The following is a 23,464-nucleotide window of genomic DNA, read 5'->3' on the forward strand; positions in this document are numbered from 1 at the left end:
ATGGGAAGGTTGGTACGTATCGCGGTGACTGCGTCGTCTCGCGAGCTGTAAGGAGGACCGTCATGGACTGGCCGATCCGTGGCCGCGCAGAGGAAAGCGCCAACGTTCTACAAGCCCTCGGCGAAGGATCCCGTCTGGTAACGCTTATCGGATCCGCGGGCGTTGGCAAGACCCAGCTCGCTCGCCTGGTCTCTGATCACGTCCGTTCTCAGGGAAAGGGTTGGTTCGACCTTGACGACGACGGCGGCATCGCCATCCCCGCCGCCGTCGCAGAATTCGTGGGTGGCTGGTCAGGCCGCGAAGACTCCCCCGTGATCTTCCTCGACACGTCTCCGGCCACCGAGCCAAGTGCTGCGGAGTTGGTCTCCCAACTCATGGACAACCACCCCACGCTGAGAGTGGTCGCCACGGCACGAGGCGCCCTCGGAGTCCCCCGCGAACGCTTGGTCGTCGTTCGTCCTCTACCCACCCCCAGCCTCTCGTCCGACGGTATTCCGGACGATGAATGGTTAGCTCTAGCCCCGGCCGCAGTGATGTTCCTGGACCGAGCAAACGCCATCTCACCAACACTCACGCTCAACAGGGAAACGTTTGGGGCCGTGTCAGCCATCTGTCGGCGACTCGGCGGACTCCCGCTTGCGATTCACATCGCTGCACTTCAGTACCAGCTGTTCTCGGTTGACGCGATACTGAAGGAGCTGGACAAACCACTCCGCTTTCTCCGAGTGGGTTTCCGCGAGTCTTCACTTCGAAATGAATCCTTGAAGGCAAGCATCCAAGCAGGACTGCACGGACTCGCTGCCGAACACATCAATGTTCTGGCCGTGCTCGCGCGTTTCCCCGGGGGTTGCTCCATAACGGCACTCCGGGCGGTGGGATTCGCTAGTACAGGGCTGAGTAGGCGAGATCCGCTCGCGATTCTTTCCGACTTAGTACGGACGGGCGTCGTCATGACGGAGGCCTCGTCCAACGGGACACGATTCGTTCTTCCGCCGTTTCACGCGGACTACTTCCTCGAACTTCGGGCGCTCGGCCCAGTTGCCGAAACCTCGGACGCAATAAAGCAGTTCATCGTTGACCAATGTGCAACGGCGGCGGAGTCGCGCGGCCCAGCTTGGGATGCTGCAGCGCGGCTCTTTGCCGCGGAGTACGCCAATATCGTGCATTTCCTCTCCCAGGCGGAGTCTCAATCTCGTCTCAGCGAGGCAGCTGAACTTCTGGATTTGACCTGCCGATACTGGATACACAGCGGCCCGCTTGAAGATGGACTGGCCTTTGCGGAAATCATCAATGGCCACGCGAAACTCGATCCACTCGCCCGGGCTCGTGCTGTTGGCGCTCTTGCAGCACTTCGGGCCCGGTCTTCCTCGTATACCAGCGCTTATCGCGAGTTCGCCCAGGCGGTGGCGCTCTGGCGGGAGATGGAAGATCGAAGGCGCCTCGCAACGGCGCTTCTAGCGTTCTCCACCGCCGCCCTGGAAGTAGACGGTTGGAATTCTGCCCAAAGGGCGGTCACAGAGGCGATCAATATTTTCCGCGACTTGGGGGACGATTGGTCCACGGCGCGGGCCACGGCACAATTAGGTTCCTTCGCGGCTCACGTTCCAGGCCAGAGCGAATTCGCCCGAACCTGTCTGGAGTCCTCCGCCGCCGCCTTGCAGTCTCTCGGCGACACGGGTGCTGCAACCCTTCCACTTCAGCATCTCGGCAAGCTCCTGCTTGACGACGGAGAACACGAGCAGGCCCGCTTGGTGCTGGAACGCGGGCTTCACGAAATTCGATCAGTCGGCGACCAGTTCCAAGAGTCCTCGTACCTCAACCTCCTCGGACTCTGTGAGATCGGTCTTGGCCGGTTTGGGACAGCCGCAGGGAGATTCCTGGACAGCCTCCATATCGCCGTCAACCTCGGGTTGAAGGGTAGAGCCGTTTGGTGCCTGGAGGAGTTGTCGGATTCGCTCACGCTTCTTGGTGCCACGGCCGCATCGACCGCGGCATCCGCAAGCGCCCATGCGATTCGCGAGCAACTCGACCTTCGCGACTGGGTGGAGTTCGCGTCACCACGACGGACACAACGACCCGCCGGCGTTTCTTTCGCGATGCGAATGGTCGTGACCGAAGGAACGATCTGGCCTCCGCGGGTGGTTCTCGATCGCGTACCACAGGTGCTCGCCGAGATCGCTCAGTCGAGCCACTTACCGCCTACGACCGGCGATCCACTACCGGACGGACTCACTGCCCGCGAGGCCGAGGTTCTCGCCTTAATCGGACACGGCATGACCAGCCGGGCAATCGCTAGCGAGCTGGTCATCAGTATCGACACGGTCGGCAGGCACATCACGAACCTTTACCGGAAAATCGGGGCGCGGGGTCGTGCGGATGCAACCGCGTATGCGCTTCGCATGAAGTTGCTGACGCGCTCCAAAGAGCCAGCTACGGCTTAGGGCGGCTGAAAACTTGCTTCGACTCGCGAGAGGCAAGCCTCCAGCGGCCGTCCTCTAGGCGGTATACGTCGACGTATTCGCCCACAGCAAAGACGTCGGGCGTCGTCGGGCCTGCGGTTGACGCCATAAACAAGATGTACGGAAGAACCCCATGGATTTCCTCGTCTGACACCCGCTGCAAGTGATGAGACCCAAGGAAAGTGCGCGAAATCTTGTCCTGCGCGGTCCGAACATCTGCGAACTCTTGCAGCGCGCTTCTCCCGCGATGCTCCTTTCCTGCCGCCTTGAAAGATCCATCGTCGGTGAACAGGGCCGCGAAATCCTGCGGTGCGCTGGTGTCAAGCTTTCGATTCACCTCCGCCACGAGATCAGAAATGGCCAGGCGAGTTTCAGCGTTTATGGCAACTAGGTGGGACAAGACGGGCTCCGATCATGTCAAGCGATCCGCAGGTATGCAGACGAGTTCCGCCTAAAGTAACTGCGCGTGATCAGGGCGCGCGTCACAGAACTCTGTGATCTTGCTGATGTTGGGAGCACCAGAGGGACGCCTAGCCACTAACCGTCAGCAGCACTTTTCCGACGTGGCTTCCCGACTCGAAATATCGATGTGCATCGATAATGTCTGCCAACTCGAAGCGTTGCGGGTCAAGTAACGGGCTGACTCTTCCTGAGGCAACCAGCGGCCAGATCTCGTCCGAGACGGCCTTCATGATCGTCTTCTTCTGGAGTACCGACTGATCTTTCAATGCACTCGATGTGATTGTTCCCTGCCGGCTCATCAGTTGTCGGAGGTCGACGGAACCCTGTGAACCGCCCTGAACACCGACCACGGCGATTAGGCCGCCGATGGCCAGCGCTTCGATGTTGCGGCTCAGGTATGGCCCGCCAACCGTGTCAAAGATAAGGTCGGCACCCCTGCCGCTGCTCACGGCATCGACGACAGAAACGAAGTCCTGCTGCCGATAATCAATCAGCGTGTGGGCACCAAGCCGCTCCGCGATCGCGAGCTTCGCAGGCGACCCGGCGGTGGCGATGACCCGCATGCCCGCATGGTGGGCAACCTGAATTGCGAAACTGGAGATACCCCCAGCTCCCCCGTGCACAAGAAGCGTTCGTCCTGCTTCAAATTGAGCGTGACGCATCAGCATGAAGTAGACGGTCGCTGCCGCTTCGGGCAAACTTGCTGCGTCCACCAGCCGAATCCCGTGGGGAGCGAGGGTCACCTGACCTGCTGGAACACATACCTGCTCGGCGTACCCGCCTCCATCAAGTAATGCGATGACTTCGTCGCCGACGCTGAACCCATCGACCTCCGACCCGACTTCAGCCACGATTCCGGCAACTTCCAGTCCCAACCGGTCAAACGCACTGGTGTGGTTTGCGTAGACGCCGCGCCGCTGGTTGATGTCCTTCCTGTTGATTCCGGCGCTAGCGACCTGGATCCGCACTTCATCGGCGCCGCAGACGGGATCTGGCACATCTTCGTAACGAAGTACATCAGGTCCGCCAAACCTCGTGTAAATGACTGCTTTCAGTTCTCTTCTCCTTTGACAGCGCGCGGGGATGCTATCCAGCATGATTGCGCAATCACGCCGCGCGCTGTCACCAGGGCGCGCCGGAGTCCACCACGTGTCAAATCCGATCACGCTTAGTGATGACCCTGCGCTTCATGTACGCCCCTTCTAGGTAACATGCCGACCGGCGATAATAGCGGCATCACGTACCTCCGGATGCGGCTAGCGGGTTCCCGCCACCACGAAGCCGAACCCTCTGCCCACGGAACCCCGTCGAAGCGCAACACGCACTGCACGTTGCCTCCTCATCACGGCTCACTGAGTACTGCAAGGCTTAGGGTAGGCTACCCTCACTCTGCTCACCTCTCTCCCGGAAGCGTTCGACGTGCTCAAGACCCTGCCTGCACCACCGACGTTGCTCGGTGGTGCCGACGACAACATCGCACTCGTCACCGAGGCAGGCGCTCTGACCTACGCCGAACTCGCCGGCAAAGTCGTCGAGCGGCGCGCCGAACTCGGCGACATCCGCCGACTGGTCATGCTCCAGGCCTCCAACGCCGTCGAGCCGCTGGTCACCTACCTGGCCGCACTCGAGGCCGGGCACCCCGTGCTGTTGGTCGCACCGGGAGAGGACGAAGCCTCGGTGCGTCACCGAGCATCGCTGGCCGAACGGTTTGACCCCGACGTCATCGCGGACGGGGCTGGCAACGGCCCGATCCTGCACGAGGTGCGCGTCGGCACCGCCCACGAGTTCAGCCCAGACCTCGCATTGCTCGTCAGCACTTCGGGCTCGACCGGGTCACCGAAACTCGTGCGGCTGTCGCGGCAGAACCTGCTGAGCAACGCGCGCGCGATCGCCGAATATCTGCGGCTCACTCCGAAAGACCGGGCAGCGACCACACTGCCCATGCACTACTGCTACGGGCTGTCGGTGATCAACAGTCACCTGATCGCCGGCGCCAGCGTCGCGCTCACCAGCCGGTCAGTGACCGACCCGGCATTCTGGGATGGCGCGGCCGCCATCCAGATCACCTCCTTCGCCGGTGTCCCGTACACCTTCGAACTGCTCGAGGCCGGTGGGTTCATCGACCGGCTGCCAAGCAGCATCCGGTACCTCACCCAGGCTGGTGGCCGTCTCGCTCCGGAAGCCGTGCGCCGCGTCGCCCGGCTCGGCCACCGCCGCGGATTCGAGTTCTTCGTCATGTACGGCCAGACCGAGGCGACCGCACGCATGGCGTACGTCCCGGCGGAGCTCGCCGAGCAGGCGGCTGGCGCCATTGGCCGGCCGATCCCCGGAGGCCGGCTGCGCATCGATGCGGAACCAGGTGCCGAGATCGGCGAGCTGGTCTACGAAGGCCCGAACGTCATGCTCGGTTACGCCGAGGCGCCTGCCGATTTCGCGCTCGGCCGCACCGTGCACGAGTTGCGCACCGGCGACCTCGCCAAGCAACGCAGCGACGGCCTGTTCGAGGTCGTCGGCCGGATGAACCGGTTCGTGAAGGTGTACGGGTTGCGGGTCGACCTGGACGCGGTCGAGCGGTTGCTCGCCGAGGAAGGGATCGCGGCCCGCACCGCCAGTGCGGGGGAACGGCTACTCGTGTTCGTGCGCGCCGAACGGCAGGTCGACGCGGCGCGCACCCGGGCCGCTGCGCTGCTCGGCATCCCGACGCACGCGGTGCGCGCCTACCCGATCGCCGAGTTCCCCTGCACCACCAGCGGGAAACCCGACTTCGTGGCGCTCGTGCGGTACGCGAAGCTGCTCGATGCCCGCACGGTGGCACCGGATGTCGCGGCCCTCGACTCGGTGACCGCGGCGGCCATCCGGGACCTGTTCGTCGAACTGCTCGGCTGCTCCGACGCCACGCTTGACGACAGCTTCGCCGGGCTCGGCGGCGACTCGTTGAGCTATGTCGAGGTAGCGCTGCGCCTCGAGGACCTGCTCGGACGGCTGCCGCGGGATTGGCCGTCCCAGTCTGCCCGCCAACTGGCGGATACGGCACTGGCGGCGACGGCGACCGCTGACGCCACCGTCGACACGGCTGCCGTCGACGACCCCGCGAAGCGTGGGCGGAAGCCAGCACGTTCCCGCCGAACGTACTTCCCCCGCGTAGAAACGCCCGCCGTACTTCGCGCCATCGCGATCGTGCTGATCGTCGCCACCCATGCCGACCTGATCGGTGCGAAAGGCGGCGCCCACTTGCTGTTGGCTGTGGCCGGGTACAACCTCGCGCGTTTCCAACTCGCTGACGCCCCGGGCGCCACCCGGGTCCGTCGACTCGTGCGAAGCGCTCTCCAGATTGCGGTTCCCGCCATCCTGTGGATCGGCGCGGTCGCGCTGATCAGTGGCAATTACACCTGGACTACGGCTCTGCTGGTGAATAACTTGGTTCCCGGCGACGGCGCGTGGAACGAGCAATGGCAGTTCTGGTTCCTGGAAGCCGCGGTCTGGGCAATGCTCGGCCTCGCGCTGCTGTTCGCGGTGCGACCCATTGACCGTCTTGAGAGGCGGTACCCATGGGCCTTCGCGGTGGTGCTCCTCGGCGCTACACTCACCGCCCGTCTCGCGCTGACCGGGATCGAAGCCGATCGGGTCGAGCGGTACACCGCCGTCCTGGTGCTCTGGTGCCTCGCACTCGGCTGGGTGATCGCCCGCGCCGACACGACCTGGAAGCGGGCAGCGGTGTCAGCAGCGGTGGTCGCCGCGACCATCGGGTTCTTCGGCCACCCGGGGCGGGAAGCGGTGGTGATCGTGGGCCTGCTGCTGCTGACCTGGGCGCCACGATTGCGCATACCGCGGCCGCTCATGCCGATCGTGCGGCTGCTGGCGGGCGCATCCCTCTTCGTCTATCTCACCCATTGGGTCGTGTACCCACCGTGGGAAGCGACCGCGCCGTGGCTCGGGACCGTGTTGTCATTGATCGTTGGCGTCGCCGCCTGGTACGCCTACCGGCTGATCGGCGGCTGGCTCGGCGCGCTGTGCGCCCGCCGTCAGCGCGCGAGCGTGGGTCGGGCGACTGCCGAAGCTGCGGTGTCGGGGTAAACCGATGTCGTTCGCCAGGCTAGGTGAGACTTTTGTCAAGCCAACTGAGACTCCAGTGGCGATCGCAAGAACACTTTTCGTAAGTTGGCGTTTGGCCGATTGGACTAGTAGGTGCCTGAGAAACGCGCCGCCCAAATGAAACCCAGTCGCCCGTACTCGCCGGACGCCTGGATCTGCTCCCTGTATGAGCTCGACGAAAGCTTAGGGGGCCCGACCTGCAGTACACGCTGAACGGGAAGCGGTACTACATCGAGTTCGACCGCCCCATCTGCGGGGATCCATTCACTACCCGCCGAGGCGACGCGCACAGGCAGCGAATCCTTAACAACGACAACGGAATTGATGTGACGGCGCAGGTCATTCTCAAAATCGTTGGCAGATGCGAAGGCTAGACGTTATGCAAGGATTTCTAGCATGAGTCCGCGCGCGTCCGAGGCGCACCAAGACCGCTTGCTTCTAGGCGGCGCGTGGATTCCGGTGACTTCTACTGTCTTGTTCGTGAACGCCCAACTGGACCGAGCCGTCGACGCCCTGGTCAACGGTGTGCGCGGATCGTTCGTGCGCGAGCACTACGGAAGTCCTTTACGGGCACGTCCCGTGAAGGGGCGATCGCTCACCGCCCTCCTCGAGGAGCTGCTTCCACTCGAAGTTGGCAATCCCCCGCGTATTCTGCTCCTGCCGACAAGTAACCCCGAGTGGACCGCGTACTTCGACTGTCGCGCGCGGGGAATGGACCCATCGTCGCCGATCATGTGGTTCTTGCAGGCGGGCATCCAGTCTCTGAACGTCACCGACAGTCCTCACACCTACGATCCCGCAACAGACCGCGGCGCCTATGGCGAACGAAAAATCGGGATGTTCGAGATCGACAGCGACGGCACCGAGATCGGGCACGCTCTCGGAGTACGGGCGATGAACACGCGGAAATGGGCAGGGATCGAACCGGATCGCGTTTCCCGTCGGGAACGTCTGGAACCCGGACGCGAAACGGATACCTGAACGATTCACCCACGATCACCTGGTCGAAATGACGTCCCGATTCGGCCTGCGCCCGTTCGATGAAGACTTCTACGCACCCGACGGGCACGGCGTCGTCGTGGAGCGCAACGATCCGCTCGAACCGTCCTACCGAACCCTCACCCTGGCTCAGGCGCGCAAGGAGGAACCGGCACCCTAGTCGAGGCCCGATCGGCACTAGCGCAGCCGCCGCTATCAGGCGAAATCCGCCAGCCAGAGGTCTGGGCCGAACACCTCATACTGGATGTCTTTCGCCGGCACGCCGCGGGCGATGAGGGCGCTGCGCACCGATTGCATGAAGGGCAACGGGCCACACAGGTAAAACTCGGCGTCAGCGGGCAGGTCGATGCCGCTCACATCCATGAAGCCGGCGAGTTCTCCGTCAACCATCTGCGTGGGTTTGGACGGTTCCATGAACCACGTGGTCAGGGTTGCATCCGGCATTGCTGCCAGGTCCTCTTGTATCTGGTTGCGGAGTGCAAACGTGTCGACGGAGTTGTCGGCGTGGAGGAGAGCCACTTTGCGCTGGCTGCCGGTCTTGACCAGGTGTGACAACATGCCTGCCATCGGGGTCACACCGATGCCGGCGCTGGCGAGGACGATCGGGCGGTCGGTGAACTCGAGGACCACGTCACCGAATGGTGCGCTGAGCACCACGTCATCGCCCACCTGGACGCTGTTGTGCAGCAGGTTGGAGACTTCACCGTCTGGGGTGTCCAGCCCGTGAACCCTCTTGACGGAGAACTGCCGGTGCTCGCCGTCGTCGGCCCGAGTCAGGCTGTACTGGCGAGGCTGGTGCACCTCGTCGGGCATCAGCATCTGGATGGTGACGTACTGTCCGGGCAGCGACGGCTTCACCTCCCGCTCATCGGTTCTCTCCACCACGAAGGTCACGACATCCTCGGTTTCCTGGATGCGCTGGGCGACGCGCCAGGTGCGCCACACGGTTTCCGGCGCCAACCTCACGGCGTCGTAGAGACCGCGCTCGTTGGTGATGAGCAGATTGGCCATGAGCCAGTACACCTCGTCCCACGCGGCTGCCACCTCGGGAGTGACGGCATCGCCGAGCACGTCAACGATCGCCCACATCAGGTTGTCGTGCACGATCTGGTACTGGTCTGAGTGCAGGCCGAGGGAGACGTGCTTGTGGGAGATGCGGGACAACAGGTGATCAGGGAGCTGGTCAGGGCTTGTCACCAGGACGTTCGCGAAAGCGGCAACCGATCCAGCGAGCGCCTGCTGCTGCCGCCCGTCGGCCTGATTGCCCCGGTTGAACAGTCCGTCGAGCAGGCCCGGGTTCTCAGCGAACATGTGCTCGTAGAACCGCCGGGCGATCTCCTGGATATTGTCGCCCACCACCGCGAGGGTGCTCTGGATGACGGGACGTGAGGTATCGGAAAGCATGAGTCGCTCCCTTGCGAACTCGACCGCCTTCGACCCGGGGAAACGTCCGTCGCCCAACCGCGAGACCGGCGGTTGGGAGCCTCGCGACCGCCGCTCTCCAGCGTAAGCCTGACGAGGTCGACCCGCTACGCGCGGCGCTGAGCGAGCATGCGCTCGTGATTCGACGTGCGCTAGCGTCGAGACATGGATCTTGGCCTGACTGGGCGTGTGGTGTTGGTTGTCGGCGGAGCAGGATTCATTGGCTCCGCGATTGTCCGGCGGGCGACGGATGAAGGAGCGACTGTTGTCGTGGCATCCCGTCATGCCCGCGAAGGCATTGCGCTGGACGCCCGCGATGAGCACTCCGTTGCGGCGGGAATCGATCGCGTCATCGAGGAGCACGGTCGCCTCGACGCCGTTGTCGTCACGGCTGCGCCGGCCGCGCAGACCCTGGACCCGTCGCTCAGCCATCATCCGTCCCAGGTCGCCGAGGCGGTCGATGCGAAGGCCCTCTCCTTCCTGAGGATCGCGAACGCGGCGATCCCTGGCATGCGATCCGCGGGCTACGGTCGGATCGTCGGCCTCAGTGGCCAGAACGCGTTCCTGACGGGCAATATCGCCGGGGCCGTGCGCAACGCGGCGATGAATGTCATCGCCAAGAACCTCGCCGATGAACTCGCTGGCTCCGGAATCACGGTCAATACGGTCAACCCCGGTTCCGTCACGGAAGACCCGAGGCCTGAGGTCGGACTTGCTCGCGGCGGCGAATCGTCCCCGACTCAGATCGCGAACCTCGTGGCTTTTCTCATCTCGCCATTGTCTGCGCTGTCGGGGGAGTCGATCGCCATCGGCCATCGCGTGCGCGGAGTCCTTTAGGCGCGGTCAGCGGACACCATCCCAGAGGTTCCGCTCCCAGGGCTGAGGATCCTCGACTACCCGCGAGGTGGTGTCGAACCGCATCGTCGACCTGCGCTCGAGGTCGTACTTTTGCCAACCCGGGTCACCGTCGGTGGCGAAGGCGACCCAAGCGCCATGCATTGCGGCCGCGAGTTCTTTCGGCGGGTTGTCTCCGAGCACGCCAGCGCCCCCGCGGGCACCTACATGTACGAGTTCGCCTGGCCCTCCCCGGGGCTCGGCGCGGTCCACGCCCTCGAAATCCCCTTCGTCTTTGCGCGACCAGCAGCCGGTCGACCCCGACGGCCGCGATCGCCGCTCGGGTCGCCGGCACGCCCAGTTGCTCGGCCAGGTACTCGGCGATCTTCCGCGCGTCCACGGCCGGCGTCACCAGATGCGCTGCCCCACTCTGCAGGATCGCCCGCCTGAACAGCCCCTCGGCGCGGGGCATGGAGAGCAGCATGCCGATGCTCATCGCTCCGGCGGACTCGCCGAAAACCGTAACGTTGCGGGGGTCCCCGCCGAATGCGGCGATGTTCTCGCGCACCCACTCGAGGGCCGCGACCTGGTCGAGCAGTCCGACATTGGCGATGCCATCGTCGAGATAGAGGAACCCCTCGGCACCCGGGCGCCAGTTGGTGACGACACAGACGCAGCCGTCCCGGGCAAACCGACTCCCGTCGTAGGCCGCCGTCGAGCTGAGCTCGAACATTCCGCCCTGAATCCACACCATCACCGGCAACCCCGTGGCCCCCGGCTCCGGAGTCCACAGATTGAGGTTGAGGCAGTCTTCGGCGGGCGCGGCGCGCTCGACCTTGGCGAAGGCTTCGTCGATGTCTCCCCAGTCTTCTGGCGCGGCCGAGTCGGCGCCCCCGGTCGACGGAGGTGCCACCTGTGGCGGCTCCGGGCCCAGCTCGGTGGCGTCGCGCACGCCGCTCCACGGCTCGACAGGCTGGGGCGGGCGGAGCCGATTCGCACCGAAGGGCGGTGCGGCATATGAAACCCCCCGGAACACATGCACTCCATCGACCAAGCTGCCCCGCAGTTCCCCGTGGACGGTCTTCACCACTGCACCCATACGCACCACGATGCACCCCGGCGGCCAGCAGCCGAGGGACCTTCGTCCCCCGAGACCGCGACCGCCGCGGCGTAGCCTGAGGCCGCTCGGCACAGCCCGTGCTGCACCGAAGACGAAGGGGTTCACGATGAAGGTGCTGGTCGCATACGCGAGCAAGTACAGAGCAACGGAGGGCATCGCGCAGCGCATTGGAAACAAGCTTCGCGAACGCGGACTGGAGGTGGACGTCGCCAGATGCAAGGACATCCGCGAGCCGTCCGGGTACGACGCCTTCGTCGTCGGTTCGGCCGCGTACGAGGGCAACTGGCGCAAGGACGCCAGGACTTTCGTCGAGGATAACGCCGGAGAGATCGGCGCTCATCCGGTGTGGCTGTTCAGCAGCGGACCGCTCGGCACGGAAAAGGTCGACAAGGACGGCAACGACGTGCTGAAGGGTGCCGAGCCCAAGCAATTCAGGGTGTACGAGGATCTCATCCACCCGCACGGCAAGCAGGTGTTCCGCGGCGCGTACAACCACGAGAAGATCCGTGGGGGCGACCGGATCATCGTGTGGATGCCAGCGATTCGCGACCTCATGCCCCAGGGGGACTTCCGCGAGTGGAACGTGATCGACGCGTGGTCGTCGTCGATCGCCGACGAACTCGAGGGCTAGACGCACCTTACGTCGTATGGTACGTTTTCGGGTATCGACCTTACATCGTATGGTCATTCCGAGATTCGGACCGAAGGGCACCCCGATCATGAATGAGACAGCGGGTTCCGCGTTCAGCCACCTGTCACCAACACAGGCGGCAAGCATGAAGGCGGTTGTTCAACGCTCGTATGGCACGGCCGACGTGCTCACGCTGGCGGATGTCGCCACACCGGTGATCGGAGACGACGAGGTGCTCGTTCGCGTGCGCGCTGCCGGCGTCAATCACGCCGACTGGGTTTACACCTCCGGTCGCCCACTGATCGCACGCTTAGCGTTCGGAGTGCGGGCACCTAAGCGCATCATTCGAGGCAAGGACCTGGCGGGCGAGGTTCACGAGGTCGGTAAGAATGTCACCCAGTTCCACCCGGGTGACGAGGTGTACGCCGAAGTCGAGGCCGGTGCTTTCGCCGAATACGCAATCGTGCCAGCAAAGCTGCTGGCGTTGAAGCCGGCGAACCTCACGTTCGGGCAGGCGGCCACGGTGCCTCTGGCGGCCCGCACCGCGTTGCAAGCGCTTCGTGATGGAGGACACCTTCAAGCCGGGCAGACGGTACTGATCAACGGAGCCTCTGGCGGCGTCGGCAGCTATGCGGTGCAGATCGCCAAGGCGCTCGGAGCGGAAGTCACCGGCGTGGCCAGCGCACGGAACGCAGAACTGATTCGATCGCTCGGAGCCGACAACGTCATCGACTACTGCACCGAAGACTTCACCACCGGCGGGCGGCGCTACGACGTGATCCTTGACCTGATCGGCAACCACTCGCTGAGCAAGCTCCGGCGCGCCCTCACCCACACCGGCACACTCGTGCTGTCGAGCGGCACCGGCAGCGCGGTATTCGGTCCGATGGGCCGCATCATGCGGGCGCTGGCGCTGTCCCCATTCGTCAGTCAGAACCTGCGCATCTTCTCGCCGAAGTTGGGTACCGAGGTCCTGGACGAGCTACGCGAATTCATCGAATCTGGCACGGTCACGCCGGCCATCGACCGAAGCTACTCGCTGCGCGAGACCCCAGAGGCCATCCGCTACTTCGCCGAAGAACACGCGCGCGGAAAGATCGTCATCACGATTCCACCCCTTCACCCGCACTGACAGCGCGCGCACAATGGGGCGTGTACGCCCTGTTCCTCGGGAGCCGTCATGCCACGCATCAGTTGGATTCAGCAGCACCGCCTTCTGGCGTTCTTCATTCTGGCCTACGCGATTTCCTGGTCGTCGTGGCCGCTGTATGCCGTCGGGCTGATGCCGCGGATGGAGTTCCTGCCGATCGGCCCGCTGGTGGCGGCAGTTCTGGTGATCGCGCTGGCCGAAGGCAGGGCGGGATTCACCGTCTGGGGCAGACGGCTGATCCGGTGGAGGGTGGGCTGGATCTGGTACGCAATCGCGCTGCTGCTTCCCGCCCTGATGGCGCTGGTGACCGGATTCACGAATATCGCACTCGGCGCCGAGGCAGACGGCTTGGGAGACGTGGCGTGGTCCGGGCTGTTGGCCGCCTTTGCGGTGCGGCTGGTAAATCCGATGGACGGCCCGCTGGGCGAGGAGCCGGGCTGGCGCGGGTATGCCCTGCCGCTGCTGCAGAGCCGGCGGTCGCCACTGCAGGCGGCCGCGGTGCTGGGGATCCTGGTGGCGCTGTGGCATCTGCCGCTGGTCCTCTTCAACGGTCTGAGCCTGATCGGGCTGCCCACCACCTTTGTGATCACCTTCCTGTACGTGTGGCTCTTTAACCGCACCGGCGGAAGCGTGCTGCTCACACTGCTCTTCCACAACAGCCAAGGCACCTTCACGGTCGGGTCGTTCGGCTTTGTGGGGTCAGAAGCGGCACGCGCCGAGCTGATCTACTTCGTGGTCGTGGTCCTCGCGGTCGCGGCCACCCTCGTGTTTGACCGGAACGCCTGGCGCACAGCGCCCGCGTCCGCGATAAGCGCCCTGCCCACGACCACTGGCTAGGAGGAATCATGTCCTCACCACTCGCCCGCGCTGCCGGACCGATTGCACTGGTTGCCGGCCTGACCTTCGCCGCCATGGACGTGGCCCGCTTACTTGCCACGGATTGGAGCGTCGACAGGCTTGCCAGGATGCAGCAGACCCCGTTTATCGTGGCCAATGCGCTGTACTTTGTCGTGTTCATCGGACTCGTGCTCGCGCTGGTCGCCGTCTACATGCGGTACGCCGAGAGCGCGGGTGCCCTCGGAGTCGTTGCGTTCTGCGCCGCCCTCATCGGCACCATGGACATGGCAGGCAACATGTGGTTTGACGGGTTCGCCGCACCTTGGATCGCCGCAACCGCACCGGAGGCCATCCTCGCGGGAGGGTCGGGCGTGCTGGCGATCGGTGGGTTTTCCAGCTATGTGCTGTTCGCGCTGGGCTGGATAGTCTTCGGGATCGCCGGCTGGCGAGCGCGGATGCTCCCGGGCTGGGCCGCTGTGGTGTTCGTGATCGCGGGCCTGCTTGGTTACAACGCGGGCCTGCCCCCGTACGGGATCCCGATCGGGTTGGCCATGGCGGCGCTCGGTTGGTGGATCATGCGCTCTTCACGTGCTTCAGCCGGGCAGCGCCAGCCGCTCGGCACCACGGAGCGACGGCCCGCCGACTAGGTTGTCGCACCGGACCGTGAGGCCATAGCGAGGCGTTCTCATTGGGCTGTTAGTGTTCGCCGAACGGCGCGGTGCCGGATAGCTCGCGCGCCAGTCTGGGGGACACGACATGGGCGCTCTGACCTCGTCGCCGGTGCAGGTCGCGCCGCGCGCCGATCGGGCGGCGCCGCGCGTGTTCCGCTATGACATTCAGGGCCTCCGTGCGATCGCCGTGGTGCTGGTGGTGCTCAACCACGCGGGCGTGACCGTGCTCGGTGGCGGCTACGTTGGCGTCGACGTCTTCTTCGTGATCTCGGGCTTCCTCATCACCGGTCACCTGATCACCTCGTTGCGCGAGCACGGGCGGGTGAACCTGCATGCGTTCTACGCCGCACGAGCCCGGCGCATCCTGCCCGCCTCACTCGCCGTCATCGCGCTGACCTCGGCCGCCGCATTCGTTCTCGTCTCGCCGCTGCGAATCGCCGACATCCTGCGCGACGCCGTGGTATCCGCGCTCTACGTACCGAACATCAGTTTCGCGGTTCAAGGCACCGACTACCTGGCCGGCAGCGCGCCCTCCCCCTTCCAGCATTTCTGGTCGCTCGGCGTTGAGGAGCAGTTCTACCTGTTCTGGCCGGTGATCCTGATCGCGCTGTTCTTCATCGGACGGCGGTCACCGCGCCGGCTCGCTGTCGGTATCGCGATCGTTGCCGTGGCATCGTTCGCGGCCTGCTTGATCGTGGCGGACGTGTCCCAACCATGGGCGTTCTTCTCACTGCCCACCAGGGCATGGGAGTTGGCGGCGGGAGCGCTCCTGGCCGCCGGCGCCCCCCAGTTGGCGCGGGTCGTCCCCGGGGTCGCGCGGATTCTGACCTGGCTCGGCCTCGGCGTCATCCTGTGCAGCTCGGTCCTGCTCACCGAAGCCACCGCTTACCCGGGGATCGCCACGGTGATCCCCGTTCTCGGCGCAGCCCTGGTCATCGGCTTCGGCGGTCGCGACGAGCGCGGCGCAGTCCTCGCGCTCCGGTCGAGGCCGTTCCAGTTCCTGGGCGCCATCTCCTATTCGCTGTACCTGGTGCACTGGCCGATGCTCGTGCTCGCGCAGGAACGGCTGGGCCCGGGCGCCCCACTGCCGCTGGCTGTCACGCTCGCTCTGGCTGTGCTCTCCGTGCCGGTCGCCTGGGCGATGTACCGGCTGGTCGAGACCCCGTTTCGGCGCGGCAGCGCGCGCTCGCTGCTCAGCCACCGCAAGACGATCGCCGCCAGCATCGCCGGATCCCTGGTGCTGTCGGGCGCGCTCGTCGGCGCCGAGGCCGCGTCGGCGCTAATGCCGCTGGACTCCGGCCGCACCGCGGCAGCCGTCGCACCGCAACAGCTGCCGGTCGGCACCGCCTTCGTGCCCGCAGGGCTGTCGCCGACACTCGCCGAGTCCCGGGCCGACACCGGTGAGATCTACGCGAACGGATGCCAGCAAGGACTCAGCGCCTCGGAAGTGCTGACCTGCTCCTTCGGCGACCTCTCGTCGCCGACCGTCGTGGCGTTGTTCGGAGACAGCCACGCCGGTCGCTGGTTCCCCGCCGTCCGGGAGGCCGCTGACGGGCTGGGCTTCCGCCTCGACACCTACACAAAGTCCGGCTGCCGATCCCAGGAGACAGATGCCGCGTGGGACGCCTCCACCAATAACTCCTGCACCCAGTGGCGGGCCGACGCGGTCGCCGCGCTCAATGCCGCGCCACCCGACGTGATCATCGTCACCAACCACATCGGCCCGCGGGCAGACCGCAATCCGGTGGAGGAACAGCAGGACTGGGAGCAAGCGGTTCAGAGCACGATCGATCGGCTTCCCGCCGAATCGCACATCGTGATGCTCGCCGACACGCCGGAATTCGCCAGTTCCCCCGTTCTCTGCCTGTCAGCCAACCTCGACAGCGCTCTCGAGTGCGCCGTCGCCCGCGCGCAGGCGTTCAACGACCCGGTGGCGGCCGCGCAGCGCATCGTGGCCGACGAGTCCGGGGCATCCTTCCTCGACTTCAGCGACTGGTTCTGTGACGACTCACTCTGCCCGGCGGTGATCGGCTCAACGCTCGTGTATTCGGACGAGCACCATCTCACCGCAACCTGGAGCAAGACGCTGGGGCCTGCCGTGCAAGCGGAGCTGGCGAGACTGAGTTTCGTGGATTGGTCGGGCAGTGAGCGCGCCGTCGAGGGGGAGACCAACGGATGACGGTTCGCTTAGGCCGGCTCGGCAAGGTCGCCCTCGCTGCCGGGGTCACCGTCGCGCTGATGACCGGGTGCGGGGTGCTCGGGGCGGATCCGGCACCGGCGGCCCCGCAAGCGGCGGGCCCGGCCACCTCGTACGCCGGCGTAGCCTTCCTCGACGACCTCGACTTCGGGGCGCCCGACGGCACCCGCCTCGACGTCTGCCTGCCCGAGGAGCACCGGGCGGCCCAGGCCGCCCGGCCCGAGAACCCCGGGGCCCAGGCCCTGCCGGCGATTCTCTCCGTGCACGGCGGCGGGTGGCGGCGCGGTGACAAGCAGGCGGCACTCTGGCGGGACGTGTGCGGATGGCTCGCCTCGGAGGGGTTCGTCGTGTTCCAGACGAACTACCGGCTTGCCCCGGAGCACCCGTACCCCGCCGCGCTCGACGACGTTCAGGCTGCAGCCAGGTGGATCCGCGCCGCGCCGCAGCTGGCCCGATTCGGCCTGGATCCCGCACGCCTCGGTGCGTTCGGCGACTCCGCTGGCGGCAATCTGGCCGCCCTGCTCGCCACCCAGGGTGACGGCGACACCACAATCGACTCGCGGGTGTCCGCCGTCGTCGCGCTGAGCGCCCCAATCGACCTGACCGCGGCGGGGATTGAGCTGGGCGGCCTGGAACCCGGATTCCAGCGAATCCAGCTGGACTATCTGGGGTGCGCGTCCTACGACGAGTGCCCGAATGCCGAGTCCGCGTCACCGCTGTACCAGATCGACTCCAGTGATCCGCCGTTCTTCATCGCGCATTCCTCGGATGAACTCATCCCGATCGAGCAGGCTGAAGCGTTCGTCGACGCGCTCGACGCGGCATCCGTCGACGTGACCTACGTGCCGGTCACCGGCACCGACCATGCCCTCGCGCTGCTCGATAATCCACTGCGCGAGCAGATCGCAGCGTGGCTACGCGATCGACTCCGGGCGCGGCCGTAGGAACGTCCGTCCGTGCACCGCGGTCGGCGTGATCCTGACCCAGCGATCCTTCTCCTCGGGGGCCCACGGCGTGATGCCGAGCCGTTCGGCGGCCTCGATGTCGGCGCCGCGCTCGATCTGTTCCGCGTTGCCCTTCACCACCACGCTGAACGCGTCCACGTCGGTGTAGCCGTCGACCTCGAACGCCACGTTATGTCGAATGGTTAGTTCGAGCAGTTTCGTGCCGGGTGAGGTTCGGAAGACGATCGACTGACCGTCGACGGCGTGGTTTACGGGGAAGATGTCGATCTCGCCAGCCGCGGTTGCGGCGATCCGGCCGTAGGGTGCCTCGGCGATTCGTTGCCAGCATTCCTCGGCCGACAGCTCGCGCGTCGGGGGGCGGTCGTCCGCGTTGTCGCTCATGATCCGAGTTTCACATGCCCTGCCCGGTCGCGCGGGCCGAAGGTCCCGTTGCCTCGGCGGGCAGCGTGCCCACCCGCTGCGGCTCCATTCCGCCCTGGTCCAGGCGGAACGGTGGGTACTCGTCGCGCATCAACGCCGCGTACGCCGCCACCCGGTATATCCAGCGGTTCAGGCCCATGATGAACTCGAACAGCCGCACCCGGTAACGCCCGCTGAAGAGCAGGATCACCGCCGCGATCAGCACCAGGGCGGTGAGCAACGAGATCCCGGCGCCGACCACTCTGGCGCCCCCATCGTCCCATTGCCCGGAGCCCCGCCAGCCCCAGCCCCACCACCAGCCGTTCGCGCCGAGGACCGCCGACAGCACCAGGTAATGCGGGATGGCCAACAGCCACCACTTCACCAGCACCAGCCCGTTCGACAACCGCTCGGGGTACTCGACGACGAAGTCGGCCGGGTAGTCAGTCTGCCGGAGGGTGAACGGCGGATACCGGTCGGTCGCGAGCGCCGAGTACGCGTAGAACCCCACTCGCCAGTTCCAGCGCAGCACCCCGACGTTGAAATTGAACAGGGCGCGCGGGTACCGGCCGCTGAACAGGATCGCGAACCCCGCGATCACGGTGGTCACCACGAACGCAATCCACAGGCCGAACAGCAGGATGTAGTGCGGGATGGCGAGCAGCCACTTCACCAGCCACAGCCAGCGCGACAGCGGGCCGAGGTACCCGGTCAGCTGCGCCGGATACGGCCGGTCCTCGTCGGGTGCGGCTGGCATGACGCCGGCAGCCGCCATACCGCCGACCGGCGGTTGACCAGCGGATGCCGCGGACATCCCCTGCCGCGGGGGCGTGCCGCCGATGCGTCGGCCGATGCCCATCGCGCCCAGCACGATCAGCGGGATGCCGATGAGCAGCATCACCAGGCCGGTGATCACCAGGCTCGCCGCGATGGGGGCCAGCAGGTTGCTGCGGATGCCAGCCTGCACGTCGACCGAGACACCCTGGGAGGCGTCCGCGTTCATGATGACGATGCTCCAGTCGCCCGGCTGCACCGACCAACTGAGCTCCTGCTCCCCGGCGCCCGATACCGATTGGGTCCAGAAGGTCTGATCACCCGGTTCTTCGGGAGTCGCGGTTCCCCCCAGCTCGCGGTAGAGCACCCGGAACGGCTCGGTGTCGATTCGGGTCACCTCGGTGTGCGCGACGCCCCGCAGGTAGTCGTCCACCGCCTGGCGCGGAGCGAGCCCGATGAACACGTCATCGCCGGTGGTCGACTCCGCCGCGATGCGCACTCGCGCCACATCAAATGGCACGCTGGGCGCGTCGTTTGCGGTGAAGCCGCCGATGCGGGGCGACGTCAGCGCGTATGACGAGGAGGATAGCTCCGCCGTCCGCGTGCTGAAGTAGCCGTCCCCGGCGTTTTGGCGGGCGGCGACGGCGGCCGCGGCGATGCCGCCGGCCAGCACCGATCCGCCGAGCATGGTCAGCAGCACCCCGACGACGAGGGCAACGATGTACCAGGCCATGCCGCTTCCGCTGCCGGGTGGGGGCGGGGGCGCGGCGGGCTGCGATGTGGGCGGCTGGGGCAGGACGGGCTCAGACATGGCATCACCGATCGGTCGATAGGTGGCTACGGAGTGGATCAGCCGCTCTTAACCTACGCCGCGGAGGCCCTCACGGACAGGGGCGGGTCAGCTGTGGATAGCCAGCATCACCAATGAAACAACGGATGCCGCGACGCCGATGCTCGCCATGATGATGAACAGCAGCCGCAGAATCCGCTCGCCCGTGGACAGACGGTGCAGCCGCATCCGTTCCGGTGCCCGCAGCGAGTAATACACGGTTGCGCTGTCAGCGCTGCCGGTTTCGGCGATCTCGTGCGCGTCAAGCCGCCGCGATTGGCTGCTCTCGCTGGTCATCCAACGCGCTTCCACGGCGTCGCCGTCGGTCAGCAGCACGGCATCGGTCGGCACCCAGGAGCCGTCGACGGCGCGAACGATCATGATGAGGAACAGCGTCAGCGCGGCAAGCGACAGCCCGATCCACGTGAACAGTTCGAGCAGCAGCCCGATTGCCTCATTCCCGTTCACGGCGCAAGACTAACGGACGGATGTCGGGCAGCTAGCATGGCCCCACGTCTGGTCTCGAATCCGCAGGAACTCTCACCGCCCTTGCCGCACGGCTCCGGGCGGCCGGCTGCGTGTTCGCGGAGGCCGAGGCCGCGCTGCTGCTCGCGGGAGCGTCATCCCCGGCAGAACTCGACCAGCTCGTCGAGCGACGCCTCCTCGGCCAGCCGCTCGAGCACGTCCTCGGCTGGGCAGAGTTCTCCGGCCTCCGGATCGCCGTGCGACCCGGCGTGTTCGTTCCGCGCCGCCGCACAGAGTGGCTGGTGATGCAGGCTGCTGCGGTCACCGCTCCCGGCGCCGTGCTTGTCGACCTGTGCTGCGGCTCCGGGGCGGTCGGCGCGGCCCTGGCATCGGCATCGCGTCCGCGGGCCGTGCACGCGGTCGATATCGACCCGCGCTCGGTGCAGTGCGCCCGGCTCAATCTGGAACCCTTCGGTGGCGTGGTGCACCAGGGCGACCTGTACGACGCATTGCCCGCCGATCTGCGCGGTCGTGTCGATGTCGTGGTGGCGAACGCGCCCTATGTGCCGACCGGGTCGCTCGGGCTGATGCCGCCGGAGGCACGCCTTCACGAACCGCGCACGGCCCTGGATGGCGGCGGCGACGGTCTCGACATCCAGCGGCGGGTGGTCGCCGAGGCGACCGACTGGCTGGCGCCAGGGGGTCAGCTTCTCGTCGAGACCAGCCGGCAGCAGGCGTCGTCGACCGCGGAACTGTTCTCGCGGGCCGGACTATTGCCGACAGTGAGCCGCTCGACGCGGCTGGACGCCACTGTAGTGAGTGGGCACGCGGTCAGTGGGCATGTGGTCAGCGGCGGAGGAGCCGTCTAGCATCGGGTTATGCCAGCCAGCGTCGTTTTGCTGCACGGCCTGCGGACGTCGTCCACCATGTGGCGGCGACAGGTCGCCGAGCTTGAGGCGGCGGGGATTCCCGCCGTGGCGATCGACCTGCCCGGGCACGGCCACCGGATGAGCGAGCGGTTCAGTCTGGATGCGGCGCGCGTCACTATTGCGGATGCGGTCGCCGAGGCTGCGACATCCGGTCATCGTCCGTACCTGGCCGGGCTGTCACTCGGCGGCTATCTCGCGATCGACTGGGTAGCGCAGAACCCCGACCGGGTCTGCGGTGTGCTGGCTGCCAGCTGCGGAACCACGCCGCATCGGGCGATCCTCGACGGATGGCGCGTGCTGGCCCGAGGCATCCATGCGCTGCCCGACCGGGGGCGCGCGCTCAACGACTTCATGCTGCGGCTGATGGTGCGCTCCGTCCCGGTGGATGACGTGCTCGCCGGCGGTGTCGCCCTCGAGGTGATGGATGACGTGCTGCGGGAGCTGCGTCACGTGCACCCGATGCGCAGCCTGCCTGAGGTTGACGTGCCGGTGCTGTTCGTGAACGGCAGGCTCGACCACTTTCGACTGCAGGCGGCCAGTTACCTGGCGGCGACACCGCGGGGACGGTTGGTGACCGTGGCCGGCGCCTCCCACCTGGTGAGCATCGTGCGACCTCGCGAGTTCACGGAAGCGCTGCTGGACGGCTACGCCGAAGCCACCGTCGGCGCGCAGGAATCAGAGCGCCGACAGTCCTAGGCACGACTCAGTCCGGCGCCGGTCAGCCCTTCTCTGCGCGAGGTTCCTCGACGACCTTCAGGCCGTCGGCGCTGTAGGCGGAGCGCATCAGCACGTCGATCCAGGCCCTGTTCATCACCGGAACCTCAGGGTCGGTGTACTTGAAGTGCAGCGGAATGGATGGCTCGATCCAGATGCTGCTGCGACCCTCGCTGACGTCGGGATCGTCTCTCCAGGAGAAGACGAACGACTCCTTGCGGCGAAGCTTCGTTGTGATGACGAACTGCAAATGGGCGAGCACTCGATCGTCCAGTGTGACCTCAAGCGGAGGGCTCCCGTACCGAAGAATTCCCATAACGCCCCTCGTGACTTTGTAACCAAGGCCTTGGTTCGAGCATCCATTCAGTGTGTCGAGTAGTCAATGTTTCGAGTAGTCAGTGCTGCAAATAGTCAGTGTCGTCGAAGTCGTTTGGCGAATACGCTACGGGCCGCGACCCTCCCAACCGCCGGGTCTTGGCGGTCAAGTCCGCCAGCACGGCGTCGTCATCCAGTTCGCCGTCGCCTGTCTCGGTCGGAATCGACACGATCTGACTCGCCGGCCCGAGCAGGATCTGGGCGTGATCCTGCGCGCCGGATTCCAGCCGCACCGGAATCTCCACCAGATCCGCTTTCACCCCTAAGGCCAGTGCCCTGGCGTACTGCATCACCGCATCGGCGATGGCGTCACTGGTCACGACTCCCGCCGCGCCGTACACGATTTTCTTCATTGGGTACCTGTCGGGGAAACATGCGCGCCGCGCGCACTGAAAGTGATGTGGGTAGGCCGATATGTCTAAACCACGGGAAAGCTCTGTCGGTTGCCCGACAAAGCGGCGATCACCGCGCTGGACCCGTTGAAGGACCGGTCTGGGAGGTCGTGCAGCGTGCGCACCGTGGCGTCATCACCGGCTGAACGCCGCGCCTCGCGCAGCAGGTCGTCGCGCGTTGCGGGAAAGTCCATGTCGCGCAGCACCGCGCGCAATCGTCCAATGTCCAAGCTCGTCACGGCAGCCTCCCGGGTTCGTGCGATGCCTCGCATGTGATGCTAAGCACCCCATGTCCGGCTCGAATAGGGATTGACAATTCCGCGCAGCTTCTTCCCACAACGACATTCAAAGAGGACAATCGGGTTCAGTGCTTCAGCCGTCTGTGCACTGCACCACCTTCATCGAAGGCGAGAGGTTTATGGGTGTTCTGATTTACGACGGCATCGAGATTCAATTCGAGGATCGGGTGCTCGCGCATCTGCAAGTGGTCATCGGGCAGAAGCTACGCCGACGAGAGTGTTTCTTCATGTCGTGGCGCGACTCAGCAGAAGTCGGAGACGGTCGCAGCGCCATCTGGCTCGACCCCGCGATCCCGCTGTACTTCAAGTTCTTCGGTAGCCGACCCCCCACCATTAACCGGGAATGGATCGAGAAGCTCGCGATGAGCGCGAACAGTGCGCATGGCCTCGTTGTCCTGAGCGAACTCGACGAAGACGTCGTCGGTAACGGACACCACAACGGCTGATCG

23 protein-coding genes and 1 pseudogene are annotated in these 23,464 nt (G+C 65.7%); 14 read left to right on the forward strand and 10 right to left on the reverse strand.

The features are described from left to right. Positions 1 to 62: 62 nt before the first annotated feature. A complete protein-coding gene (locus HCT51_RS18230) occupies positions 63 to 2,441 on the forward strand; it encodes a helix-turn-helix transcriptional regulator (protein ID WP_166879968.1) in 2,379 nt (792 codons plus the stop codon). Here HCT51_RS18230 and HCT51_RS18235 read toward each other — a convergent pair. Beyond that, entirely contained in the window at positions 2,431 to 2,859 is a 429-nt protein-coding gene (locus tag HCT51_RS18235; protein ID WP_166879966.1) for a nuclear transport factor 2 family protein, read from the reverse strand. The two genes, HCT51_RS18230 and HCT51_RS18235, sit on opposite strands and share 11 nt — an antisense overlap. A gap of 130 nt (positions 2,860 to 2,989) precedes the next feature. Then, complete coding sequence (locus HCT51_RS18240) at positions 2,990 to 4,018, reverse strand: NAD(P)H-quinone oxidoreductase (protein ID WP_224760580.1); 1,029 nt, start codon at positions 4,016 to 4,018, stop codon at positions 2,990 to 2,992. A gap of 322 nt (positions 4,019 to 4,340) precedes the next feature. Between HCT51_RS18240 and HCT51_RS18245 the strand changes: the two genes are divergently transcribed. The 3 genes from HCT51_RS18245 (at position 4,341) to HCT51_RS18255 (ending at position 8,172) form a co-directional block, all read left to right on the forward strand. Beyond that, complete coding sequence (locus HCT51_RS18245; protein WP_166879964.1) at positions 4,341 to 6,995, forward strand: AMP-binding protein; 2,655 nt, start codon at positions 4,341 to 4,343, stop codon at positions 6,993 to 6,995. 414 nt (positions 6,996 to 7,409) lie between these two features. Continuing rightward, a complete protein-coding gene (locus HCT51_RS18250; RefSeq protein ID WP_166879962.1) occupies positions 7,410 to 7,994 on the forward strand; it encodes a hypothetical protein in 585 nt (194 codons plus the stop codon). 28 nt (positions 7,995 to 8,022) lie between these two features. Then, positions 8,023 to 8,172, forward strand: a complete 150-nt coding sequence (locus HCT51_RS18255) for a hypothetical protein (RefSeq protein WP_166879960.1) — start codon at positions 8,023 to 8,025, stop codon at positions 8,170 to 8,172. A 35-nt stretch (positions 8,173 to 8,207) separates the two neighbouring features. Here the strand turns inward: HCT51_RS18255 and HCT51_RS18260 are convergent, their stop codons facing one another. After that, positions 8,208 to 9,416 carry a globin domain-containing protein gene (locus HCT51_RS18260; protein WP_166879958.1) on the reverse strand — a complete coding sequence of 403 codons (1,209 nt, stop codon included), beginning with the start codon at positions 9,414 to 9,416 and terminating at the stop codon, positions 8,208 to 8,210. Positions 9,417 to 9,599: 183 nt separating this feature from the next. Here HCT51_RS18260 and HCT51_RS18265 point away from each other — a divergent pair, with 183 nt between their 5' ends. Then, positions 9,600 to 10,271, forward strand: a complete 672-nt coding sequence (locus HCT51_RS18265) for an SDR family NAD(P)-dependent oxidoreductase (RefSeq protein ID WP_166879956.1) — start codon at positions 9,600 to 9,602, stop codon at positions 10,269 to 10,271. 124 nt (positions 10,272 to 10,395) lie between these two features. On the opposite strand, the gene HCT51_RS18270 is transcribed toward HCT51_RS18265, so the two are convergent. Further along, a complete protein-coding gene (locus HCT51_RS18270; protein ID WP_370626868.1) occupies positions 10,396 to 11,613 on the reverse strand; it encodes a carboxylesterase family protein in 1,218 nt (405 codons plus the stop codon). On the opposite strand from HCT51_RS18270, the gene HCT51_RS18275 reads away from it, so the two are divergent. The 6 genes from HCT51_RS18275 (at position 11,495) to HCT51_RS18300 (ending at position 17,818) form a co-directional block, all read left to right on the forward strand. Continuing rightward, a complete protein-coding gene (locus tag HCT51_RS18275) occupies positions 11,495 to 12,019 on the forward strand; it encodes a flavodoxin domain-containing protein (protein ID WP_166879953.1) in 525 nt (174 codons plus the stop codon). The genes HCT51_RS18270 and HCT51_RS18275 overlap by 119 nt on opposite strands. 145 nt (positions 12,020 to 12,164) lie before the next feature. Next, positions 12,165 to 13,151: an NAD(P)-dependent alcohol dehydrogenase gene (locus HCT51_RS18280; RefSeq protein WP_166879951.1), complete on the forward strand. Its 987-nt coding sequence runs from the start codon at positions 12,165 to 12,167 to the stop codon at positions 13,149 to 13,151. Positions 13,152 to 13,199: 48 nt separating this feature from the next. Further along, positions 13,200 to 14,006, forward strand: a complete 807-nt coding sequence (locus HCT51_RS18285; RefSeq protein ID WP_166879949.1) for a type II CAAX endopeptidase family protein — start codon at positions 13,200 to 13,202, stop codon at positions 14,004 to 14,006. Positions 14,007 to 14,014: 8 nt separating this feature from the next. Continuing rightward, positions 14,015 to 14,653, forward strand: coding sequence for a hypothetical protein (locus tag HCT51_RS18290; RefSeq protein WP_166879946.1), 639 nt, complete (start codon positions 14,015 to 14,017; stop codon positions 14,651 to 14,653). A gap of 109 nt (positions 14,654 to 14,762) precedes the next feature. After that, positions 14,763 to 16,856: an acyltransferase family protein gene (locus HCT51_RS18295; protein ID WP_166879943.1), complete on the forward strand. Its 2,094-nt coding sequence runs from the start codon at positions 14,763 to 14,765 to the stop codon at positions 16,854 to 16,856. After that, positions 16,853 to 17,818, forward strand: coding sequence for an alpha/beta hydrolase (locus tag HCT51_RS18300; protein ID WP_166879940.1), 966 nt, complete (start codon positions 16,853 to 16,855; stop codon positions 17,816 to 17,818). Before HCT51_RS18295 ends, HCT51_RS18300 begins: the two co-directional genes overlap by 4 nt. Here HCT51_RS18300 and HCT51_RS18305 read toward each other — a convergent pair. From HCT51_RS18305 to HCT51_RS18315, 3 genes are all read right to left on the reverse strand, one after another. Then, positions 17,789 to 18,220 carry a pyridoxamine 5'-phosphate oxidase family protein gene (locus HCT51_RS18305; protein ID WP_166879938.1) on the reverse strand — a complete coding sequence of 144 codons (432 nt, stop codon included), beginning with the start codon at positions 18,218 to 18,220 and terminating at the stop codon, positions 17,789 to 17,791. The two genes, HCT51_RS18300 and HCT51_RS18305, sit on opposite strands and share 30 nt — an antisense overlap. Before the next feature lie 10 nt (positions 18,221 to 18,230). Next, complete coding sequence (locus tag HCT51_RS18310; protein ID WP_224760582.1) at positions 18,231 to 19,823, reverse strand: DUF4389 domain-containing protein; 1,593 nt, start codon at positions 19,821 to 19,823, stop codon at positions 18,231 to 18,233. 87 nt (positions 19,824 to 19,910) lie between these two features. After that, positions 19,911 to 20,309 (reverse strand): hypothetical protein, encoded by a 399-nt coding sequence (locus HCT51_RS18315; protein WP_166879933.1) that lies wholly within the window; start codon positions 20,307 to 20,309, stop codon positions 19,911 to 19,913. A gap of 80 nt (positions 20,310 to 20,389) precedes the next feature. On the opposite strand from HCT51_RS18315, the pseudogene HCT51_RS18320 reads away from it, so the two are divergent. Further along, positions 20,390 to 21,175, forward strand: a pseudogene (locus HCT51_RS18320) (putative protein N(5)-glutamine methyltransferase); the annotation flags it as partial. Between the two features lie 9 nt (positions 21,176 to 21,184). After that, positions 21,185 to 21,931, forward strand: a complete 747-nt coding sequence (locus HCT51_RS18325; protein ID WP_166879929.1) for an alpha/beta fold hydrolase — start codon at positions 21,185 to 21,187, stop codon at positions 21,929 to 21,931. Between the two features lie 22 nt (positions 21,932 to 21,953). On the opposite strand, the gene HCT51_RS18330 is transcribed toward HCT51_RS18325, so the two are convergent. The 3 genes from HCT51_RS18330 to HCT51_RS18340 form a co-directional block, all read right to left on the reverse strand. After that, a complete protein-coding gene (locus HCT51_RS18330; protein ID WP_166879927.1) occupies positions 21,954 to 22,265 on the reverse strand; it encodes a DUF7882 family protein in 312 nt (103 codons plus the stop codon). Between the two features lie 79 nt (positions 22,266 to 22,344). Continuing rightward, positions 22,345 to 22,677 carry a hypothetical protein gene (locus HCT51_RS18335; RefSeq protein ID WP_166879924.1) on the reverse strand — a complete coding sequence of 111 codons (333 nt, stop codon included), beginning with the start codon at positions 22,675 to 22,677 and terminating at the stop codon, positions 22,345 to 22,347. Positions 22,678 to 22,742: 65 nt separating this feature from the next. Continuing rightward, the gene (locus HCT51_RS18340) at positions 22,743 to 22,955 is read right to left on the reverse strand and encodes a DUF2795 domain-containing protein (protein WP_166879922.1); all 213 of its coding nucleotides are present in this window, start codon (positions 22,953 to 22,955) and stop codon (positions 22,743 to 22,745) included. Positions 22,956 to 23,134: 179 nt separating this feature from the next. On the opposite strand from HCT51_RS18340, the gene HCT51_RS18345 reads away from it, so the two are divergent. Then, complete coding sequence (locus HCT51_RS18345; protein WP_166879919.1) at positions 23,135 to 23,461, forward strand: DUF7882 family protein; 327 nt, start codon at positions 23,135 to 23,137, stop codon at positions 23,459 to 23,461. Positions 23,462 to 23,464: the final 3 nt, after the last annotated feature.

Origin of the sequence: Salinibacterium sp. ZJ450, from assembly GCF_011751885.2 — a bacterium.
In the GTDB taxonomy this organism is placed as follows: Bacteria; Actinomycetota; Actinomycetes; order Actinomycetales; family Microbacteriaceae; genus Ruicaihuangia.

Bases quoted from the DNA above. Each gene is read 5' to 3' on its own strand.
- HCT51_RS18230 (WP_166879968.1), top strand. From the start codon at position 63: ATGGACTGGCCGATCCGTGGCCGCGCAGAGGAAAGCGCCAACGTTCTA.
- HCT51_RS18240 (WP_224760580.1), bottom strand. From the start codon at position 4,018: ATGCTGGATAGCATCCCCGCGCGCTGTCAAAGGAGAAGAGAACTGAAA.
- HCT51_RS18250 (WP_166879962.1), top strand. From the start codon at position 7,410: ATGAGTCCGCGCGCGTCCGAGGCGCACCAAGACCGCTTGCTTCTAGGC.
- HCT51_RS18255 (WP_166879960.1), top strand. From the start codon at position 8,023: ATGACGTCCCGATTCGGCCTGCGCCCGTTCGATGAAGACTTCTACGCA.
- HCT51_RS18260 (WP_166879958.1), bottom strand. From the start codon at position 9,416: ATGCTTTCCGATACCTCACGTCCCGTCATCCAGAGCACCCTCGCGGTG.
- HCT51_RS18265 (WP_166879956.1), top strand. From the start codon at position 9,600: ATGGATCTTGGCCTGACTGGGCGTGTGGTGTTGGTTGTCGGCGGAGCA.
- HCT51_RS18275 (WP_166879953.1), top strand. From the start codon at position 11,495: ATGAAGGTGCTGGTCGCATACGCGAGCAAGTACAGAGCAACGGAGGGC.
- HCT51_RS18270 (WP_370626868.1), bottom strand. From the start codon at position 11,613: ATGTCCTTGCATCTGGCGACGTCCACCTCCAGTCCGCGTTCGCGAAGC.
- HCT51_RS18280 (WP_166879951.1), top strand. From the start codon at position 12,165: ATGAAGGCGGTTGTTCAACGCTCGTATGGCACGGCCGACGTGCTCACG.
- HCT51_RS18285 (WP_166879949.1), top strand. From the start codon at position 13,200: ATGCCACGCATCAGTTGGATTCAGCAGCACCGCCTTCTGGCGTTCTTC.
- HCT51_RS18290 (WP_166879946.1), top strand. From the start codon at position 14,015: ATGTCCTCACCACTCGCCCGCGCTGCCGGACCGATTGCACTGGTTGCC.
- HCT51_RS18295 (WP_166879943.1), top strand. From the start codon at position 14,763: ATGGGCGCTCTGACCTCGTCGCCGGTGCAGGTCGCGCCGCGCGCCGAT.
- HCT51_RS18300 (WP_166879940.1), top strand. From the start codon at position 16,853: ATGACGGTTCGCTTAGGCCGGCTCGGCAAGGTCGCCCTCGCTGCCGGG.
- HCT51_RS18305 (WP_166879938.1), bottom strand. From the start codon at position 18,220: ATGAGCGACAACGCGGACGACCGCCCCCCGACGCGCGAGCTGTCGGCC.
- HCT51_RS18310 (WP_224760582.1), bottom strand. From the start codon at position 19,823: ATGTCTGAGCCCGTCCTGCCCCAGCCGCCCACATCGCAGCCCGCCGCG.
- HCT51_RS18325 (WP_166879929.1), top strand. From the start codon at position 21,185: ATGCCAGCCAGCGTCGTTTTGCTGCACGGCCTGCGGACGTCGTCCACC.
- HCT51_RS18330 (WP_166879927.1), bottom strand. From the start codon at position 22,265: ATGGGAATTCTTCGGTACGGGAGCCCTCCGCTTGAGGTCACACTGGAC.
- HCT51_RS18335 (WP_166879924.1), bottom strand. From the start codon at position 22,677: ATGAAGAAAATCGTGTACGGCGCGGCGGGAGTCGTGACCAGTGACGCC.
- HCT51_RS18345 (WP_166879919.1), top strand. From the start codon at position 23,135: ATGGGTGTTCTGATTTACGACGGCATCGAGATTCAATTCGAGGATCGG.